The organism is Ottowia thiooxydans DSM 14619 (genome assembly GCF_000422885.1).
In the GTDB taxonomy this organism is placed as follows: domain Bacteria; phylum Pseudomonadota; class Gammaproteobacteria; order Burkholderiales; family Burkholderiaceae_C; genus Ottowia; species Ottowia thiooxydans.
The window spans coordinates 126,567-146,707 of sequence record NZ_AUGX01000012.1; the positions used below are offsets into that span (position 1 = coordinate 126,567).

The window sequence follows — 20,141 nt, forward strand, 5'->3', positions numbered from 1 at the left end:
ACAGTGCGTATCTCTTTTCACATTTTTGATGCTGCCCACCATGACGAACACACCCCGCCGCCGCACCGCCGTCATCGCTGCGATCTCGCTCGCTGCCACTGCTTTCCTGTCTGCTCACGGCACGCTTCATGCGCAAGAGAAAAAGACGCTCAAAGTAGGCGTCTCCGTGGGAAATGCAGAGCAGATTTTTGAGGTTGTCAAAAAAGTCGCTGCACGCAACGGCTTGCCCATCGAGGTCATCGTATTCAATGATTACCAGTTGCCCAACGCCGCGTTAGCAGCCGGTGACCTGGATGCCAACGCCTTCCAGCATCAGCCATTCCTGGACAACCAGAACAAGGCACGTGGCTTTGACATCGTGCCTGTGGGCTTGACCGTTACAGCACCGCTGGGCTTTTACTCACGAAAAATCAAGAGCCTTGATGCACTGCCCGATGGCGCCACTGTGGGTATTCAAAACGACCCGTCAAACGGCAACCGCTCCCTGCTCCTGCTGCAGGAAGCCAAGCTGATCACGCTTAAACCCGAGGCGGTGAAGAACAACACCGCAACGCCGCTGGATGTGGTCTCCAACCCCAAGAAACTGAAGCTGATTGCACTGGACGCCGCGCAGCTTCCGCGCTCGCTGGATGACCTCACGATTGCCTCCATCAACAACGACTACGCCGAAAAGGCTGGCTTGTCTTTAGACAAAGACGCCGTGATCAAAGAGTCGCCTAAGAGCCCATACGCCAATTTGATTGCGGTACGCCGTGCCGACAAGGACACACCATGGGCCAGGAGCCTGGTGCAGGCTTACCAGTCGGCAGAGGTCAAAACCTTCATTCAAACCAAGTTCAACGGTTCGCTGGTGCCGGCTTTTTGATTAAATAGATGGAGCGAAAGCTCCATCTATTTCCGGCTCACGACGCCTTCTTGCCGCCCGCAGGCAAGAGCGAAACCAAGGCGATCACCGCAAACCCCACCGGTACGCCGAAGACGCCTGCCGACATGGGCAAGATGCCACCCCACAGTCCGCCAGGTGCAGCCCCCCACCAGGCACGCAGTGTGGGGTTGGCGATGAGCATGTAGCCCACTGTCACGCCAACGCCAGCCAACATGCCCGCCACGACGCCGCGCCTGGTGGCACCGCGCCAGAAAATTCCCATGACCAGGCCAGGGAAAAAGGTGGATGCTGCCAGCGAGAACGATGCAGTCACGAGGGAGATAATTTCTGCGGGCTTGAGCACCGCAACAAACGCAGCCAGCATGGCCGTGGCCAGGAGTGCAAACTTCGAAAGAATGACGTGGTTTTCCGAAACACGCACCATGCCATCCGGGCCAGTGGGCGCTGTATCGTGCACCAGTGCATTGCTGATGGTGAGCAACAGGCCGTCAGCAGTGGAAAGAGCTGCGGCCAAACCACCCGCCGCCACCAAGCCGGAAATCACGTAAGGCAGGCCACCCAGCTCAGGGGTCGCCAGCATGATCATGTCGGCGCCCAGCCTGATCTCACCGAACTGCAGAATGCGATCTCCGTTCACGTCAGCCACCGAAACCAGACCGGGATCCACCCTGCCCCATTGCGCAATCCAATTGGGCAGGGCATCGAAACTGCTGCCTACCAACCCCTGCATGATCTCGTACTTCACCAACACCGCCAGCGCTGGCGTGGCCAAGTAGAGCAAGGCGATGAACCCTAGCGACCAAGCCACCGAATTGCGCGTGTCAGCGACGCTGGAGGTGGTGTAGAAGCGGGTTAAAAGGTGAGGCAAACTGGCAGTGCCCACCATGAGGCAGAACATCAGTGCCAAGAAATTCATACGGGAAGCGTCGAACTCCTCCCGGTCGGCCACCGAACCCTCAGGGTCGCCAGAGAAGGCCTGCCCGTGGCGTGGCAAGCCGCCAAGGGGCTTGCTGCGCTCTATGGATTCTTTCATGGCACGCGTCCAGCGATCTATGGCGCTCGCCTCGTTACGCGGCAGGGCGGCCAGTTCACGCCGTGCTTGCATGATGAGAGAAAAATCCACGCCCTGAGCTTTGAGCATGCGGATGCGCTCCTCAAGCTGGGAGCGGTCACGGGCCAAGGCCGCTGCCGGATCTCGCAGGCGTTCGGCGTAGTCCCGCGCCCGCTCCTGGTAGATGGCGCTCACGGCTTGTTCCGCTGAGGAATCTATCAACGCCTGCTCAAGTTTCTCAATTTTGGGCAGTTGCGCGCCATAGGCCACTACCGCAAGCGGCGTTCCCAGTTGCTTGTAAGCCAGCCACGAAACGGGGATCAAAAATGCCAACAGCAGCACAACGTACTGTGAGACCTGGGTCCAGGTGATGGCGCGCATGCCTCCGAGAAAGGAGCACAGCAGCACGCCGCCCAGACCCAGCAGAATGCCAATCTCGAACTGCACTCCCGTCAGCCGCGAGGCGATCAACCCAATGCCATAAATCTGAGCCACCACGTACATGAACGAGCAGCCCACAGCCCCCGCAGCAGCCAACAAACGTGGCCAATAACCGCCGAACCGCACCGCAAAGAAATCCGGCACGGTGTAGAGGCGCATGGCGCGCAGCCTTGGCGCAATCAGAAGCGCCACCAGGCAGAACCCCCCGGTCCAACCCAACACGTAAGCCAAGCCGCCGGGTTGCGCAGCAGTGCCAGAAAAGCCTTGAAGATAGAGCGCCCCCGAAAGACTGATGAACGATGCGGCGCTCATCCAGTCTGCCGCAGTCGCCATGCCGTTGTACATGGGCGGAATGCGCCGGCCTGCTACATAGAACTCTTCCGGATCAGTCGTTCGGCCCCAGATGCCAATTCCGGCATAGAGCATGACAGTTGCAAAGAGAAAAATCGGCCCAATCCAGGCGCGGGAAAGTCCGGCTTGCTCAGCCCAGGCCATGAGGGCCAGGAACGCCAGAAATCCGACCACAAACAAAAATAACGCCCGGTGCAGGCGTGATTCGTAACGCGCAACTTCAGGCGTTTTCATCCGCAGCGCCCGCGCCCACATGAGCGCGCTCCTGGCGATTCCTGATCGTGGCGTAGACCACCACAATGCCCAGAAACACCAGTACGGCGCCTTGGGCCACAAACCAGAAATTGACCGGCCAACCCGCCACCACCTGCCGCAGATCCCGGGCAAACCAGCTGACGCCAAAAGACGCGGCCGCCCACACCACGAGAAGGACCACCTTCAACCGGTCAAAGCCGTAGTGTGGGGTTTCGGACAACGCCTCCATCCTCTCCAAATGCTCCGCATCTTTGAGGTGTCCCATCTCCGGAGCGAATAAGGCGCTGCGACTGGTCAGCTCGCGAGCAGGGTCCATGTATCGATCACGCTATCAGGATTGAGCGAGATCGAAGAAATGCCTTCCTTGGCAAGCCAGTGGGCAAAGTCCGGGTGGTCGCTGGGGCCCTGCCCGCAAATACCCACGTACTTACCCGCTGCCAAACAAGCGCTAATGGCACGCTGGAGCAAGGCTTTAACGGCAGGATCTCGCTCATCGAAATCGGCAGCCAGCAACGGCATGCCTGAATCGCGATCAAGGCCAAGCGTGAGCTGTGTGAGATCGTTGGAGCCAATTGAGAAGCCATCGAAATATTCGAGGAAGCGCTCGGCCAGGATGGCGTTGCTGGGTACCTCGCACATCATCACGACTTTCAGATCGTTCACGCCGCGCTGCAAACCATGGTCAGCCAACAACTGCGTCACGCGCTCAGCCTGACCCAGAGTGCGCACAAACGGCACCATCACCTGCACATTGGTCAGGCCCATGTCTTCGCGCACCCGCTTGAGTGCTTCGCACTCCATGGCAAAGGCTTCGCGGAAATCAGCGCTGATGTAGCGCGCCGCGCCACGGAAGCCGAGCATCGGGTTCTCTTCTTCGGGCTCATACCGGCTGCCACCAATCAGCTTGCGGTATTCGTTGCTCTTGAAGTCAGAAAGACGCACGATCACTGGTTTGGGCCAGAAAGCGGCGGCGATAGTGGCCACACCTTCAGCGACCTTGTCCACATAGAACGCACGCGGTGAGGCGTGTCCGCGCGCCACCGATTCCACGGCTTTTTTCAGATCTCCATCAACTTGCGGATAGTCCAGGATAGCCTTGGGGTGCACGCCGATGTTGTTGTTGATGATGAATTCCAGGCGGGCCAAACCCACGCCTTCATTGGGCAACTGCGCGAAGTCGAAGGCCAACTGCGGGTTGCCTACGTTCATCATGATCTTGGTGGAGATCGGCGGCATGGCGCCGCGCTTGACTTCGGTGATTTCGGTTTCGAGCAGACCGTCGTAGACGTGGCCGGTATCGCCCTCCGCGCAGCTCACCGTCACCAGCGTGCCGTTCTTGAGTTTTTCAGTGGCGTCGCCGCAGCCCACAATGGCGGGAATGCCCAACTCGCGCGCGATGATGGCCGCATGGCAGGTGCGCCCGCCCCGGTTGGTCACGATGGCGCTGGCGCGTTTCATCACCGGCTCCCAGTTGGGATCAGTCATATCGGTCACGAGCACATCGCCGGCCTGCACCTGGTCCATCTGGGAGATGTTGTGCACCATGCGCACTGGTCCGGTGCCAATTTTCTGGCCAATGGCTCGGCCTTCGGCCAGCACAGTGCCCGTGCCTTTCAGCCTGTAGCGTTGTTCTGTCTTGCCCTTCTGCTGGCTTTTTACGGTTTCTGGCCGTGCCTGCAGGATGTAGAGTCCGCCGTCTGTACCGTCCTTGCCCCACTCAATGTCCATGGGACGGCCATAGTGTTTTTCGATCACCAGCGCGTAGCGCGCCAGCTGCAAAACATCTTCATCCGTGAGGGAGTAGCGGTTGCGAAGTTCAGTGGGAACGTCAATGGTTTTCACCAGTTGGCCACTGGCGGCTTTTTCCTCCGGAGTGGAAAACACCATCTGAATAAGTTTCGATCCCAGGTTGCGACGGATTACCGCGTGCTTGCCAGCCTGGAGAGTGGGCTTGTGCACATAGAACTCATCCGGGTTCACAGCGCCCTGCACCACGGTCTCGCCCAGGCCATGGCTGCTGGTGATGAACACCACATCCTCGAACCCGCTTTCCGTATCAATGGTGAACATGACGCCGGCAGCGCCCAGATCGCTTCGGACCATACGCTGAACGCCCGCTGAGAGCGCTACGCCAGCGTGCGCGAAACCCTTGTGCACGCGGTAGCTGATGGCACGGTCGTTATAGAGGCTGGCAAACACCTCTTTCATTTTGTGCAGCACGGCCTCGATGCCGGTCACGTTCAAGAAGGTCTCTTGCTGGCCCGCAAAGGATGCATCAGGCAAATCCTCTGCAGTGGCGGAAGAACGCACCGCGAAGCTGGCCTGAGTGTTGCCAGCGCTGAGCGTGACAAACGCTTCCCGAATGGATTTTTCCAAGTCTGCCGGGAAGGGTTGCGCCTCTACCCATCCACGAATTTCTGCACCCGCGACCGCCAACTCACGGACATCCTCGGTATCCAGCGTATCCAGCCGAGCCTGAATACGTGCATCCAGGCCGCCGTGCGCCAGGAATTCGCGAAACGCATGCGCCGTGGTAGCAAAACCGGTAGGAACGCGAACGCCTTCAGGACCTTCAGTAGGCAATTGGGAAATCATCTCGCCGAGGCTGGCGTTTTTACCGCCCACCGAATCGACGTCAGTCATTCTCAGTTTTTCAAACGGTACGACCAGGGAGGTCGGATCAAACAATGCAGACATGGGGAAGCTCCAGAAGTTAAAACCGGTCTGGCGCGTCGTTCAGAGAGAGAACGAACACGCACGCTACCCACTCGCGCAGACGGACTTTGGAGTTGTGCTTGTGTGCCACTTTCCACGCGTGCGGGTTGAATTCGCATAATGAGGGGGATTCTATGTTTTTAAGCCAGCCCACAGGAACCTAGTCCATGCCAGAGCGCACTGTCTTTTTTGTCTCCGATGGCACCGGCATCACCGCCGAGACCTTTGGCAACGCCATTTTGGCTCAGTTTGACTTCGTACCGCATCGTGTTCGCATACCTTTCGTCGATTCTGCCGACAAGGCCCACCAAGCGGTGCGCGAAATCAACCATGTGGGGGAGTTAGAAGGGAAAAGACCTCTAGTTTTCACCACTTTGGTGGATATGGAAGTGTTAGGCATTATCCGCACCGGCTGTAAGGGCATGCTGATGGACATGTTCGGTACCTTCGTGCAGCCCTTGGAGCTTGAACTGGGCATCAAGAGCCACCACCGCGTGGGAAGGTTTTCAGATATCAGCAAGAGTCAGGCTTATCACGACCGCATCGAGGCCATCAATTACAGCCTGGCGCACGATGACGGCCAAAGCAACAGGGATCTGGCCGGCGCTGACGTGATCCTTATTGGCGTCAGCCGGAGTGGCAAAACGCCCACCAGCCTGTATCTGGCGATGCAGCACGGCCTCAAAGCGGCCAACTACCCCCTTATTCCAGAAGATTTCGATCGCCGTCAGCTTCCTCCTGCGCTGGTGACGCATCGCAAAAAGCTGTTTGGCTTGACCATCTCGCCCGAACGCCTGTCTGAAATCCGCTCGGAGCGCCGTCCAAACTCACAATATGCAAGTTTGGCAAACTGCCGTATGGAAGTGGCAGAAGCGGAAAGCATGATGCGACGCTCCGGCATCCGTTGGCTTTCAACAACGACCAAGTCGATCGAGGAGATTGCCACCACGATCTTGCAGGAACTGCGCCCCGAACGCTTGAGTTACTAAGCCAAACGCCTTTTGGCGGGGTGAGCTAAAAAACAACTACAGACCTATCGCGGCAATACCGGCGCGAGCAATTTGGGCATCGTTCGCTGATTTGACGCCGCTCACGCCCACCGCGCCCAGGCACTGGCCGTCTTTCATGATGGGAACGCCCCCCTCCAGCATGCCTTCTATGAACGGTGCAGACAGGAAGGAATAGCGGCCACCGTTGATCATGTCTTCGTAGACCTTGCTCTCGCGCCGCCCGAGTGCCGACGTGCGTGCTTTGGCTGGTGCGACATGCGCACTCACGGGCGGAGTGCCATCCAAGCGCTGAAAATGTAACAGGTGACCCCCCTCATCCACGATGGCAATCGCGACAGCCCAATCGTTCCTCAAAGCCTCGGCCTCTGCTGCGGCAGCAATCGCCTTGACCTCAGAATGTTCGAGGATGTATTTGGTTTTCATAATTTGATCTCCACATAGGGCCTAAGTAGCAAAAAAATCAGAGGGGCCGCGCGATCGCAGCCAAGCATCTACTTGAGGAAATTTTGCATGATGAGAGCCCATCGCACGGCTGCACACGCATCTTTTTGATTTCTAAGGGAATTTTTACGTTCTTTGCTACTCATACGTACAATGAACGTCAAGCCGCCCGAGCGGCGCACATTTATCCGCCACCTAGAGGAGAACTGACTTATGAGCGACCGCATTCAAACTTTTGGCTATGCTGACGCCGCACGCGGTGGGGTAGCTACTCCGGAAGAGCGCAATAAGGTATTGCGCAACACCTACTTACTGCTGGCCCTCAGCCTGATTCCTACTGTGTTGGGCGCCTGGATTGGCGTGTCCACAGGTATTACAAGAAGCCTGACGGGTGGCGTGGGTCTCGTCGTTTTTCTGGCGGGTGCCTTCGGCTTCATGTACGCCATTGAGAAAACCAAGAACTCCGCTGCGGGCGTACCTGTTCTGCTGGCTTTCACCTTCTTCATGGGCCTGATGCTCTCGCGCATGATCGCGATGGTGCTGGGTTTCAAGAACGGTTCTGAATTGGTAATGACCGCCATGGGCGGCACGGCAGGCGTGTTCTTCGTCATGGCCAGTCTCGCCAGCGTGATCAAGCGCGACATCTCCGGTCTGGGCAAATGGCTCTTCGTGGGTGCGCTGGCGATCATGGTGGGCGGCATCGTGAACGTGTTTGTGGGTTCCACCACGGGCATGCTGGTGATCAGCACGCTGGCGATCGGCGTATTCAGCTTGTTCATGCTGTATGACCTGAAACGCATCATCGATGGCGGCGAAACCAACTACATCAGCGCCACACTGGCCTTGTATCTGGACGTCTTCAACGTGTTCCAGAGCTTGCTGGCTATCTTGGGCCTCACCAGCGGCAGCAACGACTAATCAGCCTCAACGGCCACCAAAAAAGGGTCCCACATGGGACCCTTTTTTTGCTTGTGTACCATCGAGTTTTCGCCTGTATTCACAATTCAGCGCTCCTCGTAGCCGAAACATGATTTCTAGCGGCTATAATTCGAAGTTCGCGGTGACTGTAGCTCAGTTGGTAGAGTCCCAGATTGTGATTCTGGTTGTCGTGGGTTCGAGCCCCATCAGTCACCCCAAATTCTCTAAGTGTTGATGATTTAAAAAGGTTTTCCGGTGATTTCACCGGACCCCATCATCCACTTGTCTCATACAGCGCTCCTTTTCGGAGCCGCCTGTAAGCTCCCCCCCCCCCCCGTCTGATCACTGACCGTTGCGGAAATCCCGCTTGCTGTTTTTGCATGCGGTACATTGCCTTGCAAGGCCTTGGCTTGAAGCGGGTGCGCTCCCCTTTGTCGTGTCAAGATGGACAGCAGGTGCCAGAGTAGGCCTTCAGCGCGGTGCGGTACATATTGCGTTTGAGCTCAAAGGCAGTAGAGGCGCCCAATGAGATGCCTCCTGAGACAGCGGCGGGAGTCGACTGCCGTCGCGAATATCGAGAACCAAGAACACAAGAGCCAGGGCTCTCTGGATTTCAACTGATCATGTCGAAATTACTCACCACCGGCGCCACTGAGCTCCCCGCCCCGGGCAGCGTCGTGCTGCTGCCGCTGGCAGGTCAAAAATTTTCAGCAGCGGTCGTTATCAAAGCGACCACCGGGATCGATCCAACCCAGTCAACTGCCAGGCGCACGGTCAGCACAACCAGGGTGCTGGTGGTCACATCGGCCTGGGTTTCGGACGAGCCAAAACTGCCCTCCGACTCTGAACTACGTCGATGGCTGTTTCTCACCCATCATTCTTGGAAGTCTGTATTGCAAGCGCATTGGATTTCCGAACCTCTACCTCCCGGTATGAAATCGATGGGGTCAATCCCGATCACGCAAGAGGATCTGAAACTTGATTCTTCCAGCTACGGTAGCTCCTGGGAAAGCCTTGGTGCGCAGAGCCTGGCGCAATGGCGTTGGGACCATGATCGAAGTAACCTGCTAGCCGAAGAAGAGCGTGAGGCACAAGAGGTCGCAGAACGGGCGCGTTTGTATATGGAGAAGCAGGCTCAAATACTTGAGTCCACAACCCTTGACAGCTTGTCTTCAAGAGACTGGTTCTCACATTGGAACGATGACTGGGAACAGCCACTTCAGCAACAAGCCAAGGCCATGATGCTGAACTTGCTCGAAGACTTGCTGGCGCTTCAAAAAACATCCAAATCGCAGATCCTCAGCCGAGTTCGGCAATTCGTGGCATCCCTCAACCAACTGAATGCCGAGGAATCACTCATTCAAACTACGCATAGCGAAGACCTCATTGAGGCCCTCGAGCTGATAGCGATAGTGACAAAAACCCCCACCTTGATTCAACGCGTTGATGACTGGCGGGAGTGGTAACTATGCGCACGCCTGCTCGCCTCGTAATGCGCTCCAGCCCGTCAGCCGAGAGGACATATGACCCGAAACGCTCCTTTGATCAACCTCAGAACAAGATGGCATGACAGGCGCGAGGAGCTACTGTCCGACCTGACCCAATTGGCCACTATTTTCGGCGAGACTACAGACGGGCTTAAAGACTGCCGCGGCTTTCTCTTCAACTCGGGCAGTTGGAGTGGCGCTCGCGTTTCTCTGGAGAAGATGGTATTTGAAAGCTGCGATTTCTCCGGCAGCGACTTCTCCCATTGCAGTCTCATGACGCCCTCATTCAAGAACTGCAAGTTCAATGAGTGTGACTTCACAGAGGTCAGAATGTGGAACTGCGAGTTTATCGAGTGCAGCTTTGAGAAGTGCGAATTCCTGGGTGGTCAACTCGGCGTAGACGGCTTCTACAAATCCTGTCAATTCATCGCATGCCGCTTCAAACCCAAAGGCAGATCACGACGGTTGTTCGGTCATGATGCTCTGCACGAGCAATGCCACTTCGTCACTTGCAAATTTCAGACGCTTGAGCTTGCCTCGACGCGTTTTGTACGCTGCCAATTTGCAAGCTCGTTTCGCTCGGTCCGCTTCCTGGGCACCCAAGCCACCGCGACTGATACTGGCGGGTCAGCCGTCATGCTTGAAGACTGCGATCTCATGGACTCTACTTTCCAATCCTGTGAGATTGACGAGGACTGTGCGCTAGTCCGAACGCAGGTCCCTGAACAACTTTAGGTAACTAGTGAGGGGCGTACGCCACTTGGAGAAAAACTGCCCCGCAGAGGCGACTAACCATCTCGCTGGTCATCAAAGTCTGCGGAGATGACAAGGTCTACGTTGCGCTAGAGTCTCCACATCCACACAGGGTTTCCATTCATGGCAGTCGAAACTTTTGAGCGCGACACTACCGTGCAAAAACTGCGCACGTTGGCCGCAAGTCACATGCTGCGCGACAGAGTTACAGAGTTGTTCATCGCCAGCATTGCTACAGGCGTACGCCGGGCGATGACGCCCATCATGGCTTACTACTCGGCGTGCAATTTGCCAGATCACACATGGGAGCGATTCGATTTTTCGGCACACAATCGTCTCATCCGATTCGATGCCGATATTCCCTGCGCCATATGCGGCATTTTCCATCGTTCTCCCGCAGGGCGTGACTTTAGCAACTATGGGTTCTTCGACAGAGCAGAACAGATTGCCGACTTCGACCGCGCTGGGCGCTGCTCCATGACGCCGGATTACAGCCATTTGATCGACCTGGAGGATGTGCCCAATATCACGCTGGCGTATCAGACTGAGCATGTTGAAGTGCTGCGTGCGCTATTGAAAGTGATTGAGTCCGTTCCGGTAACCTTATCAACCACAGAGCTTCAAAAGCAGGTATCAGCGACAAAATTGATGCCCAAAAGCAATCTGGCAGCACGGATCTGGTGCCTGCGGATACTCGCAGAGCTTGGCGTCGTTACGAATGCCAAAGTGCCTAAATACTCGGGTGCATTTCACTTCTACAGCTATTTGCAACGTATAGAGATGGAGAATGAGGCATTTTCTCAAATGCCTCATCGTGCAGACCCAGTTTGGCCATTGTCCGCAGGTCGCGGGCAGCCCGCCGTGAACTGGTCGTTGGCACATCAGATTTTTCCGCAGCTCGCCGCCTAGTTTTTCTATACGCTGGAAAACACCTACTGCTATGGAAAATGAGGTCCACCATCCCAGTCGATCGGACCGCATGCACCGTCCGTTCAACTTCACGTTAGGCGCATGAACGAAGTCCTCGGACTAGTTGGCTGGCAGGTTCTCCTCGCTTCGCTTGCCGTGGCTTTGTGGCTTGCCGCGCGCGGCCGCGGAGAGGTGTCTCGCGATCGCAAGGGGCAGGTCCTTGCGGCCTGGCTTTTGCTCGTCGGAGCCGGGCTGGGCGTACTGCCCTTGCTCATGTTGCAAGGCTTGTTTGTGGGTGCCGAAATCCTGTTAGCGCTGGGGCCTGCCCTCCTTACGTTTGTCATCTGCGCTCGCGTCTTGACAGGCCCAATACGCAAAAGATAGGCCGTTGGAGGCACCACCAAGGAGAGCATGTGAATCTCGCCGGCAAGGGGTTTAGCACTATGGCGCCTGCAGCTGACGCTTTGAAAGATATCGGGTTGAGGTTCTTGCCAGCCCATCTCTGGGCGTGCAAAGTGATCGGGCATACCTGCGAAATGACGATTAACAGGCCGCTGCACCCGCTCACTTAGCAGCCGCCGGCGCAGCGCTTCATCGGCGGTCCGATTTCGTGAAAAACGAAGTCTGCCGACCTATCGCGCCGTCTCCACCGTGAAGGTGCCCACAGTCACCAGATCTCCGGCGCCTGAAAGCCTCAACACTGTGGACTGGTCTTTCTGACCGGGTGTGCCGAAGCCCGTGCTCAGGTTCAACATGAGTGTGGTGGCAGGCGCCACGATCTGCTGCCGGTGTCCGTAGAACCTTGCCTTCACCGTGTAGGTGCCGGCTTTTGCGTTCCGCAGCGAAAACTCTTCAGGCCCGTAACCACCCACAAAATCTTTGGAAATCCGGCCGCCCTGGTAACTCAGCGTGCGGGCGAAACTCACCTCTTCTCCATTCGGATCGATCACATGCAGATCGATGTCGGTGTTGTCGGCGTCCCATGTCAGCACGGCCCTGAGGTCCAGCGGCATATTGATCGTCAGAGCGGGGTCTATTGACGAGAGGTCCAGTGCCTTGCCCCCGGCCGCCGTATGGCGCGCGATGATGGCATTCATCTCGGCCAGCGCAATCAGCTCTATGTCTGGAAAGCGCTGGTTCCAAGGGTGGCTGGCCACATGCCAGAGAAGGTTCACAGCCTCCTGGCCTTGTCCCGCTGCATCCAAAGCCAGTGCCAGATCGCGCCACGACTGCGGCTCGTCTGGGCTCAGGCGATGGACCTTGCGCAATACCGGTATGGCCTCGTCCCACGCCGAAGCTTGCATCAGGCGATAACCAAGGATGCGCAGGATGTGCCGGTTCTCCAGGTCCATCTCTGCGAGGTTGGAAAGAATGCGCAGGCCCAGCTCGCGCTGCCCGCGCTCGATGAACAGGTCTGCCGCATCGATATGGAAAGCGGTGCTGGACGCATGCGAGGGCCGCTCATCCAGGTAAACGGCATACATCTGGTCGCCAGAGGCGGCACGCAGGCGCCGTGCGTAAGGCTCGTCGGGTTGCCACTTCTGCAGCCGTATCGTGGCTGGCGCCTGGCCCGCCTGCTGCGCACTGGCGCTTGGACCAGCAGAGGGTGCGGCCGCCGGTGCGGGTGCGGGTGCTGGCGGTGCACGCATGGCGGGCGACGGTGCCACTGCGGCCACCGAAGAACGGACGCGAGCCGGAACAGCCCCGGTATCGGACGTGGCTTGCGGGTTCACAGGCTTCGGGGGCATGTCTTTGGGGAAATCCTTTGCCCACCAATCCGCCTTGGCCTTGAAGCTTTGGGTCACTCGCTTGAGATGGGCCGCACGCGTTGCACTGGTCTTGTCTCTGGCCTGTGCCATCAGCCGTTCGTAGTCGGCTCGCAGCGACTCCGGTGGCTCGATTTCATATCGAGCGTAATCATTCACACTGTCCAGGACGATCAGCGACGTGGCGCGCGTAGCCAGTGAAAAGTGCATGCCGAGCCGCAAAATAGCAGCGCTGTTGCGGTCTGCGTCTGCTTCCAGCTTTTCGATGGCCAGGGCAGCCCATTGCCAACTGGCCAGTGACGGCGATGCAGAAGCCGTGGCCGGCGCCGCCACCGCAATCCGGCGGGTACTGCGCTGACCATTCGGGGACTCCAGATCTATTTCGATCATGGCTTCCGGCGCGGTCAGGACACCGGCCACTGCCAGTCTTCCAGCTTCCGGGTAAGCGGACGCAGCCAGCAGATCCGCTGCGCCTGTGGAGCGCAAACCGACGACGCGGGTATGCGCAGTCTTCATCATCTCCACCGCTTTATCCGCAGCCAGCAGGGAGGTGTCCACATAGCTTCCTCCACTGGCCTCGGCCAGTTGCCGCAGGCGGCGCGCATCACTGCCCGCACCCGATCCTATGGCGTGCAGGGGTACTGCTGGCGGAGCCAGCGAAGCCGCGCCGTAGTTGTCCAGGCCATCGCTGAACAGCAGGACTTCCTGCGCATCGACGGGTATGCGGGCAGCGCCCAGTCGGGTCGCACCGTCATACACCACCGCTTCCAGCGCCGAGCGCAGTTCACGCCAGTCACCACCCACTATCTCGAAGGACTTGAGTTCCTGCGGTACGTCGCGCAACAGCTGCACGGCCACGGTGACCCTGCCCACGGATCGGAACCAGGCATCAAGCAAGGCAAACGACGCGGCGTGATTGCGCTGGCCGCCAGAACCGGACGCATCCCAGAGAAGGCTTACCCGGCGGGGTGTGGGTCTGGCCTGGGTCTGTGTAGGTAGCCATGCATCGGCGTAGAAGTAGGTCTTGCCCTTGAATACGTTGGTGGTAACTGCCGGCACAGCGCCTGGATTGGCTTCCCCCGCTGCGTGGCGGATAGTGACCAGCAGGCCCTGGGCGTGGCCACCCGCATTGGTGCTGCTACGGGGCAGTGCCAGAACCGTACCTTGGCGCCCATCCGCCACCGGCTTGTAGCGTGCCGCGCCCCTCTGCGCCGTCACCCGTGAGGGCGCCACGCCAGCGATACGCACACGTACATCCATCTGCTGCACAGCCCGGCCGAACTGAAGAGGCAGACGCAACTGCAAGCTTTCCGCGCCACGCGCCTGTACCCGAGGCAACTGGCTTGCAATATCCAGCACCACGCGCCGTGATCCGCTTGCAGGCAAGGGGTAAACGCGCAGCTTGTAGTTGGTGCCACCGGTCGACTCCAGTAACGCGGGGTCTACGCGGGCCCGAGTGACGTCGTCGAAGACCTGCCGGCCCTTGGCTTTCTCCACGGCGACCGCCGGCCTCAGGTGACCGCCTATATCCAATGCGAACCCTAAAACCTCCTGCCCTGGCTCCAATGGGAACTGCAGCTCGCCTTCAAGTTCCAACGCGTTCGGATTGCGCACCTCCAGCTCCACCCGTGTCCGCGCGATCCGACCAACGACCTCGGTGTCGCTGCTGACCCGCGTGATTTGTACCGGCAGGCGAGCTTGCGGCACCACCACACGGATGACTCCATTTTGGGCAACCGCGGTTGAAGACATCAGGGTCAGGCTGACGAGTTGAGCAGCGATCAGAAAAGTCTTGACCATGAGGCGACGAAATGGGCTAGGCATACAGACTCCGGGATATTTTTGAGCCAAGTTGTGCTCCTGAAAATTCATGCAACGACTACGCTCTTTTTTGTGATGATGACGAGTGCGGGACGGCGGTCACGGGTCGTTTCATAGCGGTAGCTCAACTAAGCACAACACGCTTGCCTAGTCTATCCCTCGAATACGTATTTTTTGCTTGCTGCAGCCATACGCGAGTGCCGTTGCGCTAAACAAATACAGCCTTGAGAAGCAGACGAGAAAGCTTTATGGACCAGCGCTACAGTAGTAAGCTCGTCAAACGCGGGAAGCTGCACACTGAAAACAAGCGGCGTTCTTTCGACGACATCCGGAATCACAACGACCGAGCCAAAAGCGCTCGTTATGATTTCCTGTCGGGCAATCGCCCGACACTCACCGCATGAAGGTCCGATCATGAAACTGCGCGCTGGCCTTTTCCTTTTTTTACTAAGCTTGCTTGTGTTCGGCATCAATATTGCGCATGCCGATCTACTGCCCCCTCAGGCCGCCCCGCTGCAGCAGCGCTTCGCAGAGAATCCACAGGCCTATGACAGAGTAGACCCCTGGTGCAAAAGCCTCACCGTCAACGAAGCCTGCACCATACCCGGCAACACCTTGCAGGGCGGCGGCAGCGGTCAGTGCAAACGATCCATGGACCGCAGCTACCGCTACATCGACCTGACATGCAGCTTGAACGTCAGGCCGGTCATCGAACGCGGATTGCCCTCAGGCCCCTGGCAGGCCTGGGCCGGCTACTGCGGCCCGCCCGGTAGCCCGCCGCGCGATGCCGCCCAACTGAGCCAGATGCAGACCATGGGCTGGAGCTGCGAGGAACCAGCTTTGGCAACTGACCGCTTCTGTACCGGTCTCACCGAAGACCAGGCATGCACCCTGAGCGTGACTGCCGGCGCCACGGTCAGCAACTTTGACGGTGTCTGTCAGCGAAAAACTGAATCCAAAAGCATCTACCACCAAGGCCGAAAATCACTCACCAGGCCGGTGCTTCAGTGCCAATCACCCTTGCCGCTGACCGCCAGTCCGCTGGAACCTGTCAACGCCTGGCGCAAACTGGTGCAATAAGCCATGGACGGAGGTACGGCGCTGGCGTTGTCGCTGAGCATAGAGGCGCCCATCGTCTGGATAGCCGGCCGGCGTACTGTGACCGCTGCAAGACTGGCCGTGGCTTCACTGCTTCCCACCGTGTTGACCCACCCGTTCGCGTGGCGCTCCATGGCCAACTTCGGCGCACATGATTACAGCACCGGCCTGCTGCTGGTCGAAGCCCTGGTCGTCTTGGCTGAAACCGCCCTGCTCTGGCTGATCACGCGACAGTCGCTGGTGCGATCTCTGTGTGTGGCCGTGGCGGCCAATGCAGCATCAGCTGCCCTGGGGATGCTGCTGTGAGCCTGCCGATAAAAGCCGCAGGGTGGCCCTGCGTGGCAGCAGGCCTGGGTGTAGCTGCCCTGCTGATACCCGCACAACTCTATGTGATCGCATTGGCACTTTTTGGACTTCCCCATGTGCTGTGCGAGCTGGCGTGGGTCTGGAAAGCCTGGGGCAAGGCGGTGCCCAAGAGCAGCCTGATCTTCCTGGGCCTGGCCTTGTTGATTCAGGTGCTGTCCCGCCTGGCACAGTGGCAGGGCCGCGTGGACATCGATGTGGCTGCGCTGTGCGATGCCGTGTCTCTGGCACTCGCGCTGATGTCGATGATTGCGCTGTGGCCTCGCGTGCCGCTTCGTCGCCGCCCGCTACTCGTGCTTCTGGCGCTAGGCATGCCCGCGCTCCTGGTCTCCGTGGCGGATACACCAGCCGTGCTGCTGATACTGGCCGCCCTGGCCATCGCGCACAATTTCACGCCGGTCGCGTTGGCACCACAGTATCTGAGGCTGGGGCCCTGGCCAGCGCGAAAGGTACTGCTGGCCTTGTTCGCCGCGCCCTTTCTCTTGTTTGTAGCACTGCTCCTGTTGGAACCTCCCGATTTTTCGCCAACTTCCATCACGCCACCCGAGCTGAGTGGCCTTTGGGCAGGATCGCCCCGCATCCTGACGGCGGCCATCCCGGCACTGGTCTGGGCTCAATGCCTTCACTACCTGTCTGTCATCTACCTGATTCCTCACGCCATGCCTGGAGGAGGTGCAGCCAATCTGCCGCGGCCCATGGCCTGGCTGGCCTGCGGTTTGCTATCCGTCTACTTCCTGGCTGATTTCAACGAGGCCCGCCGCCTATATGCGGTAGCTGCCGGCCTTCATGCGTGGCTGGAGTGGCCGCTGATCCTGATGATCGTAGTCAGACCAGCCGTGGAACAAGCTGACTACCGAGTTGCCGAAGGTAGTTTGCCCTAGCTTCTACAGGTGACAGAAAAGCGATTTATGGTCTAAATCACTGCATTGCCGTGTAGAGCGCTCCTTTTCAGTGCGATCTATGGAGGTGCCCAGACCACCATTGGCTGCGAGACCATTGCGGAACGCTCACCCAGGAAAACCCACCGTTCCGGTAGGGAGCCGGCGATCAACGCCCACTAGCAGCATTTACACCCCGCTTAGGCCCCGTGCTTCTCGGGGATTTCCCTCTCCCGGGAGAATCCCTGTTCTGGTGCTTACCCTGTTGCGCCTCCTGGTACGGGTATTGCATAGTCTGCCTTTTGATCTTTTCATGAGAGGCCCTATGACAACGACCCGTTTTGCCTGGACCGCTGTGTTCGTCGCTGCAGCGACCTTGATGGCTCCTGCCATTCATGCCAAGACCTTCAAATGGTCCAGCGCCAGCGATATCCCTACGCTGGACATCCATTCGCAGAACAATGCACTGGGCAATGGCATACACGCGTCCATCTATGAGTCGCTGGTGTACTACAACAGCAAAACCTTCAAGCCTGAGCCACAACTGGCCACCAGCTGGAAGCTGATCAACCCTACGCAAATGCGTTTCACGCTGCGCAGCGGCGTCAAATTCAGTGATGGCTCCACCCTGACGCCTGAGGACGTGATCTTCTCGATCAATCGTTCCATGGCCAAGACGTCCAACTACGCCGTGTACGCCCAAGGCATCGACAAAGTCGTGAAGGTAGATGCCAACACGATCGACATCATGCTCAAGAGCCCCAACCCGGTGCTGCTGAACCAGTTGACCGAGCTGCGCATCATGAGCAAGGCCTGGTCTGAGAAGAACAAATCGACTGAGCCCAAGGACATCAAAACGTCCGAAGAAAGCTTCGCTCACCGCAATGCCATGGGCACCGGCCAGTACATGGTCAAGGAATGGCAGCCCGATCAGCGCCTGGTGCTGGTGACCAACCCCCACTATTCAGGCAAAAACCCCACCAACGTGACCGAAATCGTCTACACGCCGATCAAGTCTGCCCCCACGCGCATCGCGGCCCTGCTCTCCGGTGAAACCGACTTTGTGCTGGACCCCAGCACACAGGACTTGGCCCGGCTGCGCAGCAATAGTGCCATCAACGTGATGGACGGCATCGAAGCACGCACCATGTTCCTGGGCATGGACCAGCACCGCGACGAGTTGCCTGGCTCCAATGTGAAGGGCAAGAACCCGCTGAAAGACCAGCGAGTGCGCAAGGCGCTCTATCAGGCGATCGACATGGGCGCGATCAAGCGCGTCACCATGCGTGACCTGTCGCAAAACACCGGCACGCTGATTGCGCCACAGGTCAACGGCTGGACCAAGAAGGCTGATGCCCGTTTCCCCTATAACGTGGCTGCGGCCCAGAAGCTCCTGGCTGACGCCGGTTATCCGCAAGGCTTCGAGGTGGACTTTGCCTGCCCGAACAACCGCTACATCAACGACGAAGCCATCTGCCAGGCTGTAACTGCCATGTGGGCACGCATTGGCGTCAAGGCCAAGCTTCGCACTCAGCCTCTGGTGACCTATTTCCCAATGATCCAGCGCTACGAAGCCAGCATTTACATGCTGGGCTGGGGCGTGCCTACCTTTGATGCACTGTATTCGCTGCAATCGCTGCTGCGCAGCGTGGGTGCAGGTGGTGACGGCAACTACAACGTGGGCCGCTACTCCAACCCGCAGGTGGACGCGCTGATCGAACGGGTCAAGGTGGAGACCGACCTCAAGGTGCGCAACGAGCTGATCGAAAAAGCGCTGGTCATGGCCAATGAAGACGTGGCCTACCTGCCGTTGCACAACCAGGTCATCCCATGGGCGATGCGCAAAAACGTGGAGGTTATCCACCGCGCTGACAACCGGCTGGACTGGCGCCTGATTCAGGTCAAGTAATTCCTCATGTGGCTGCGGCCCGCCTGGCAAGAGTGGCATAGGCGGGCCGTTGTGTTTCTGTGCAGGCCCAGGGCCTAGGCCTGTCTTCCATTTTTTCAGTCAGCCAATGATCGCCTTTGTTTTGCGCCGCCTGATCCAGTCCGTGATCGTCATGATCGCGGTGGCGTTCATCTCGTTCCTGCTCTTTCAGTATGTGGGAGACCCCGTCTCTTTTCTGCTGGGCCAGGACGCCACGCCGGAAGAGATCCGCGAAATGCGCTCAGCGCTCGGGCTCGACCAACCATTTTTCGTGCAGTTTTGGCACTTTCTGGGCAATGCTGTGCAGGGCGATTTCGGCATGAGCCTGCGGCAAGCGGCCAAGGTGTCAGGTCTGATTGGTGAACGCTTTCCTGCCACCCTGGAACTGGCTCTCGTCGCTGCCCTGCTGGCGCTGGTGATTGGCATCCCGATGGGCGTCTATACCGCCTTGCGCCGTGGCAGCTTCATGAGCCAGGTGTTCATGGGTATTTCGCTGTTGGGTGTGTCCCTGCCTACTTTCCTCATCGGCATTTTGCTGATTTTGGTGTTTGCCGTAGGCCTGGGCTGGTTCCCCAGTTTCGGTCGGGGCGATACGGTTCAACTGGGCTGGTGGAGCACCGGGCTGCTCACGGTGGACGGCTGGCACCACATTGTGCTGCCCGCCATCACATTGGCCATCTTCCAGCTCACGCTCATCATGCGACTGGTACGCGCCGAAATGTTGGAAGTGCTGCGCACCGACTACATCAAGTTTGCACGCGCACGCGGGCTCTCCAACCGGGCCATCCATTTTGGCCACGCACTCAAGAACACGTTAGTGCCGGTGATGACCATCACCGGTCTGCAACTGGGCGGCCTGATCGCCTTCGCCATCATCACCGAATCGGTTTTCCAGTGGCCTGGTATGGGCCTGCTCTTTATCCAGGCCGTGACCTTTGCCGACATCCCGGTCATGGCCGCCTATCTATGTCTGGTGGCGCTGATTTTTGTAGTGATCAATCTGGTGGTGGATTTGCTTTATTTTGTGGTGGACCCCCGCCTGCGCGTTGGCAAAGCCGGCGGACATTGACC

Annotated in this window: 17 protein-coding genes and 1 tRNA gene; 13 read left to right on the forward strand and 5 right to left on the reverse strand. The window is 58.4% G+C overall.

Annotated features, from left to right (window positions below; all coding sequences use genetic code 11):
- Positions 1 to 40 precede the first annotated feature (40 nt).
- The gene (locus tag G518_RS0111515) at positions 41 to 865 is read left to right on the forward strand and encodes a MetQ/NlpA family ABC transporter substrate-binding protein (protein WP_028602677.1); all 825 of its coding nucleotides are present in this window, start codon (positions 41 to 43) and stop codon (positions 863 to 865) included.
- A gap of 37 nt (positions 866 to 902) precedes the next feature.
- Here G518_RS0111515 and G518_RS0111520 read toward each other — a convergent pair whose 3' ends face one another.
- From G518_RS0111520 to ppsA, 3 genes are read right to left on the reverse strand one after another with little or no spacing between them, the layout of a single operon-like run.
- The gene (locus G518_RS0111520) at positions 903 to 2,963 is read right to left on the reverse strand and encodes a VC_2705 family sodium/solute symporter (protein ID WP_028602678.1); all 2,061 of its coding nucleotides are present in this window, start codon (positions 2,961 to 2,963) and stop codon (positions 903 to 905) included.
- Positions 2,950 to 3,300, reverse strand: coding sequence for a DUF4212 domain-containing protein (locus G518_RS38415; protein ID WP_051236457.1), 351 nt, complete (start codon positions 3,298 to 3,300; stop codon positions 2,950 to 2,952). The genes G518_RS0111520 and G518_RS38415 overlap by 14 nt, the downstream gene beginning before the upstream one ends.
- Entirely contained in the window at positions 3,279 to 5,681 is a 2,403-nt protein-coding gene (gene ppsA, locus G518_RS0111530; RefSeq protein ID WP_028602679.1) for a phosphoenolpyruvate synthase, read from the reverse strand. The genes G518_RS38415 and ppsA overlap by 22 nt, the downstream gene beginning before the upstream one ends.
- A 185-nt stretch (positions 5,682 to 5,866) precedes the next feature.
- Between ppsA and ppsR the strand changes: the two genes are divergently transcribed.
- A complete protein-coding gene (gene ppsR, locus G518_RS0111540; protein WP_028602680.1) occupies positions 5,867 to 6,688 on the forward strand; it encodes a posphoenolpyruvate synthetase regulatory kinase/phosphorylase PpsR in 822 nt (273 codons plus the stop codon).
- Positions 6,689 to 6,724: 36 nt separating this feature from the next.
- Here the strand turns inward: ppsR and G518_RS0111545 are convergent, their stop codons facing one another.
- On the reverse strand, positions 6,725 to 7,132 hold the full coding sequence (locus G518_RS0111545; RefSeq protein WP_028602681.1) for a GlcG/HbpS family heme-binding protein: 408 nt from the start codon (positions 7,130 to 7,132) through the stop codon (positions 6,725 to 6,727).
- A 231-nt stretch (positions 7,133 to 7,363) separates the two neighbouring features.
- Between G518_RS0111545 and G518_RS0111550 the strand changes: the two genes are divergently transcribed.
- The 6 genes from G518_RS0111550 to G518_RS0111575 all read left to right on the forward strand — a co-directional run bounded on the left by G518_RS0111550 (position 7,364) and on the right by G518_RS0111575 (position 11,601).
- On the forward strand, positions 7,364 to 8,068 hold the full coding sequence (locus tag G518_RS0111550) for a Bax inhibitor-1/YccA family protein (RefSeq protein WP_028602682.1): 705 nt from the start codon (positions 7,364 to 7,366) through the stop codon (positions 8,066 to 8,068).
- Between the two features lie 142 nt (positions 8,069 to 8,210).
- A tRNA-His gene (locus tag G518_RS0111555) sits at positions 8,211 to 8,286 on the forward strand.
- A 459-nt stretch (positions 8,287 to 8,745) separates the two neighbouring features.
- Complete coding sequence (locus G518_RS0111560; RefSeq protein WP_156909341.1) at positions 8,746 to 9,534, forward strand: hypothetical protein; 789 nt, start codon at positions 8,746 to 8,748, stop codon at positions 9,532 to 9,534.
- A 75-nt stretch (positions 9,535 to 9,609) separates the two neighbouring features.
- Positions 9,610 to 10,290: a pentapeptide repeat-containing protein gene (locus G518_RS0111565; protein WP_169457931.1), complete on the forward strand. Its 681-nt coding sequence runs from the start codon at positions 9,610 to 9,612 to the stop codon at positions 10,288 to 10,290.
- 174 nt (positions 10,291 to 10,464) lie between these two features.
- Positions 10,465 to 11,217, forward strand: a complete 753-nt coding sequence (locus tag G518_RS0111570) for a hypothetical protein (RefSeq protein WP_156909342.1) — start codon at positions 10,465 to 10,467, stop codon at positions 11,215 to 11,217.
- Positions 11,218 to 11,319: 102 nt separating this feature from the next.
- Positions 11,320 to 11,601 carry a hypothetical protein gene (locus tag G518_RS0111575; protein ID WP_028602686.1) on the forward strand — a complete coding sequence of 94 codons (282 nt, stop codon included), beginning with the start codon at positions 11,320 to 11,322 and terminating at the stop codon, positions 11,599 to 11,601.
- A 248-nt stretch (positions 11,602 to 11,849) separates the two neighbouring features.
- Here G518_RS0111575 and G518_RS34785 read toward each other — a convergent pair whose 3' ends face one another.
- Entirely contained in the window at positions 11,850 to 14,807 is a 2,958-nt protein-coding gene (locus tag G518_RS34785) for a VIT domain-containing protein (RefSeq protein ID WP_169457932.1), read from the reverse strand.
- 411 nt (positions 14,808 to 15,218) lie between these two features.
- Here G518_RS34785 and G518_RS0111595 point away from each other — a divergent pair, with 411 nt between their 5' ends.
- The 5 genes from G518_RS0111595 to G518_RS0111615 all read left to right on the forward strand — a co-directional run bounded on the left by G518_RS0111595 (position 15,219) and on the right by G518_RS0111615 (position 20,139).
- Positions 15,219 to 15,884 carry a hypothetical protein gene (locus G518_RS0111595; RefSeq protein WP_028602687.1) on the forward strand — a complete coding sequence of 222 codons (666 nt, stop codon included), beginning with the start codon at positions 15,219 to 15,221 and terminating at the stop codon, positions 15,882 to 15,884.
- A 3-nt stretch (positions 15,885 to 15,887) separates the two neighbouring features.
- Complete coding sequence (locus G518_RS0111600; RefSeq protein WP_028602688.1) at positions 15,888 to 16,208, forward strand: hypothetical protein; 321 nt, start codon at positions 15,888 to 15,890, stop codon at positions 16,206 to 16,208.
- Positions 16,205 to 17,146 (forward strand): hypothetical protein, encoded by a 942-nt coding sequence (locus G518_RS0111605; protein ID WP_156909343.1) that lies wholly within the window; start codon positions 16,205 to 16,207, stop codon positions 17,144 to 17,146. The genes G518_RS0111600 and G518_RS0111605 overlap by 4 nt, the downstream gene beginning before the upstream one ends.
- Before the next feature lie 322 nt (positions 17,147 to 17,468).
- A complete protein-coding gene (locus tag G518_RS0111610; RefSeq protein ID WP_028602690.1) occupies positions 17,469 to 19,052 on the forward strand; it encodes an ABC transporter substrate-binding protein in 1,584 nt (527 codons plus the stop codon).
- Between the two features lie 106 nt (positions 19,053 to 19,158).
- On the forward strand, positions 19,159 to 20,139 hold the full coding sequence (locus G518_RS0111615; protein WP_028602691.1) for an ABC transporter permease: 981 nt from the start codon (positions 19,159 to 19,161) through the stop codon (positions 20,137 to 20,139).
- The last annotated feature ends 2 nt before the right edge of the window (positions 20,140 to 20,141 follow it).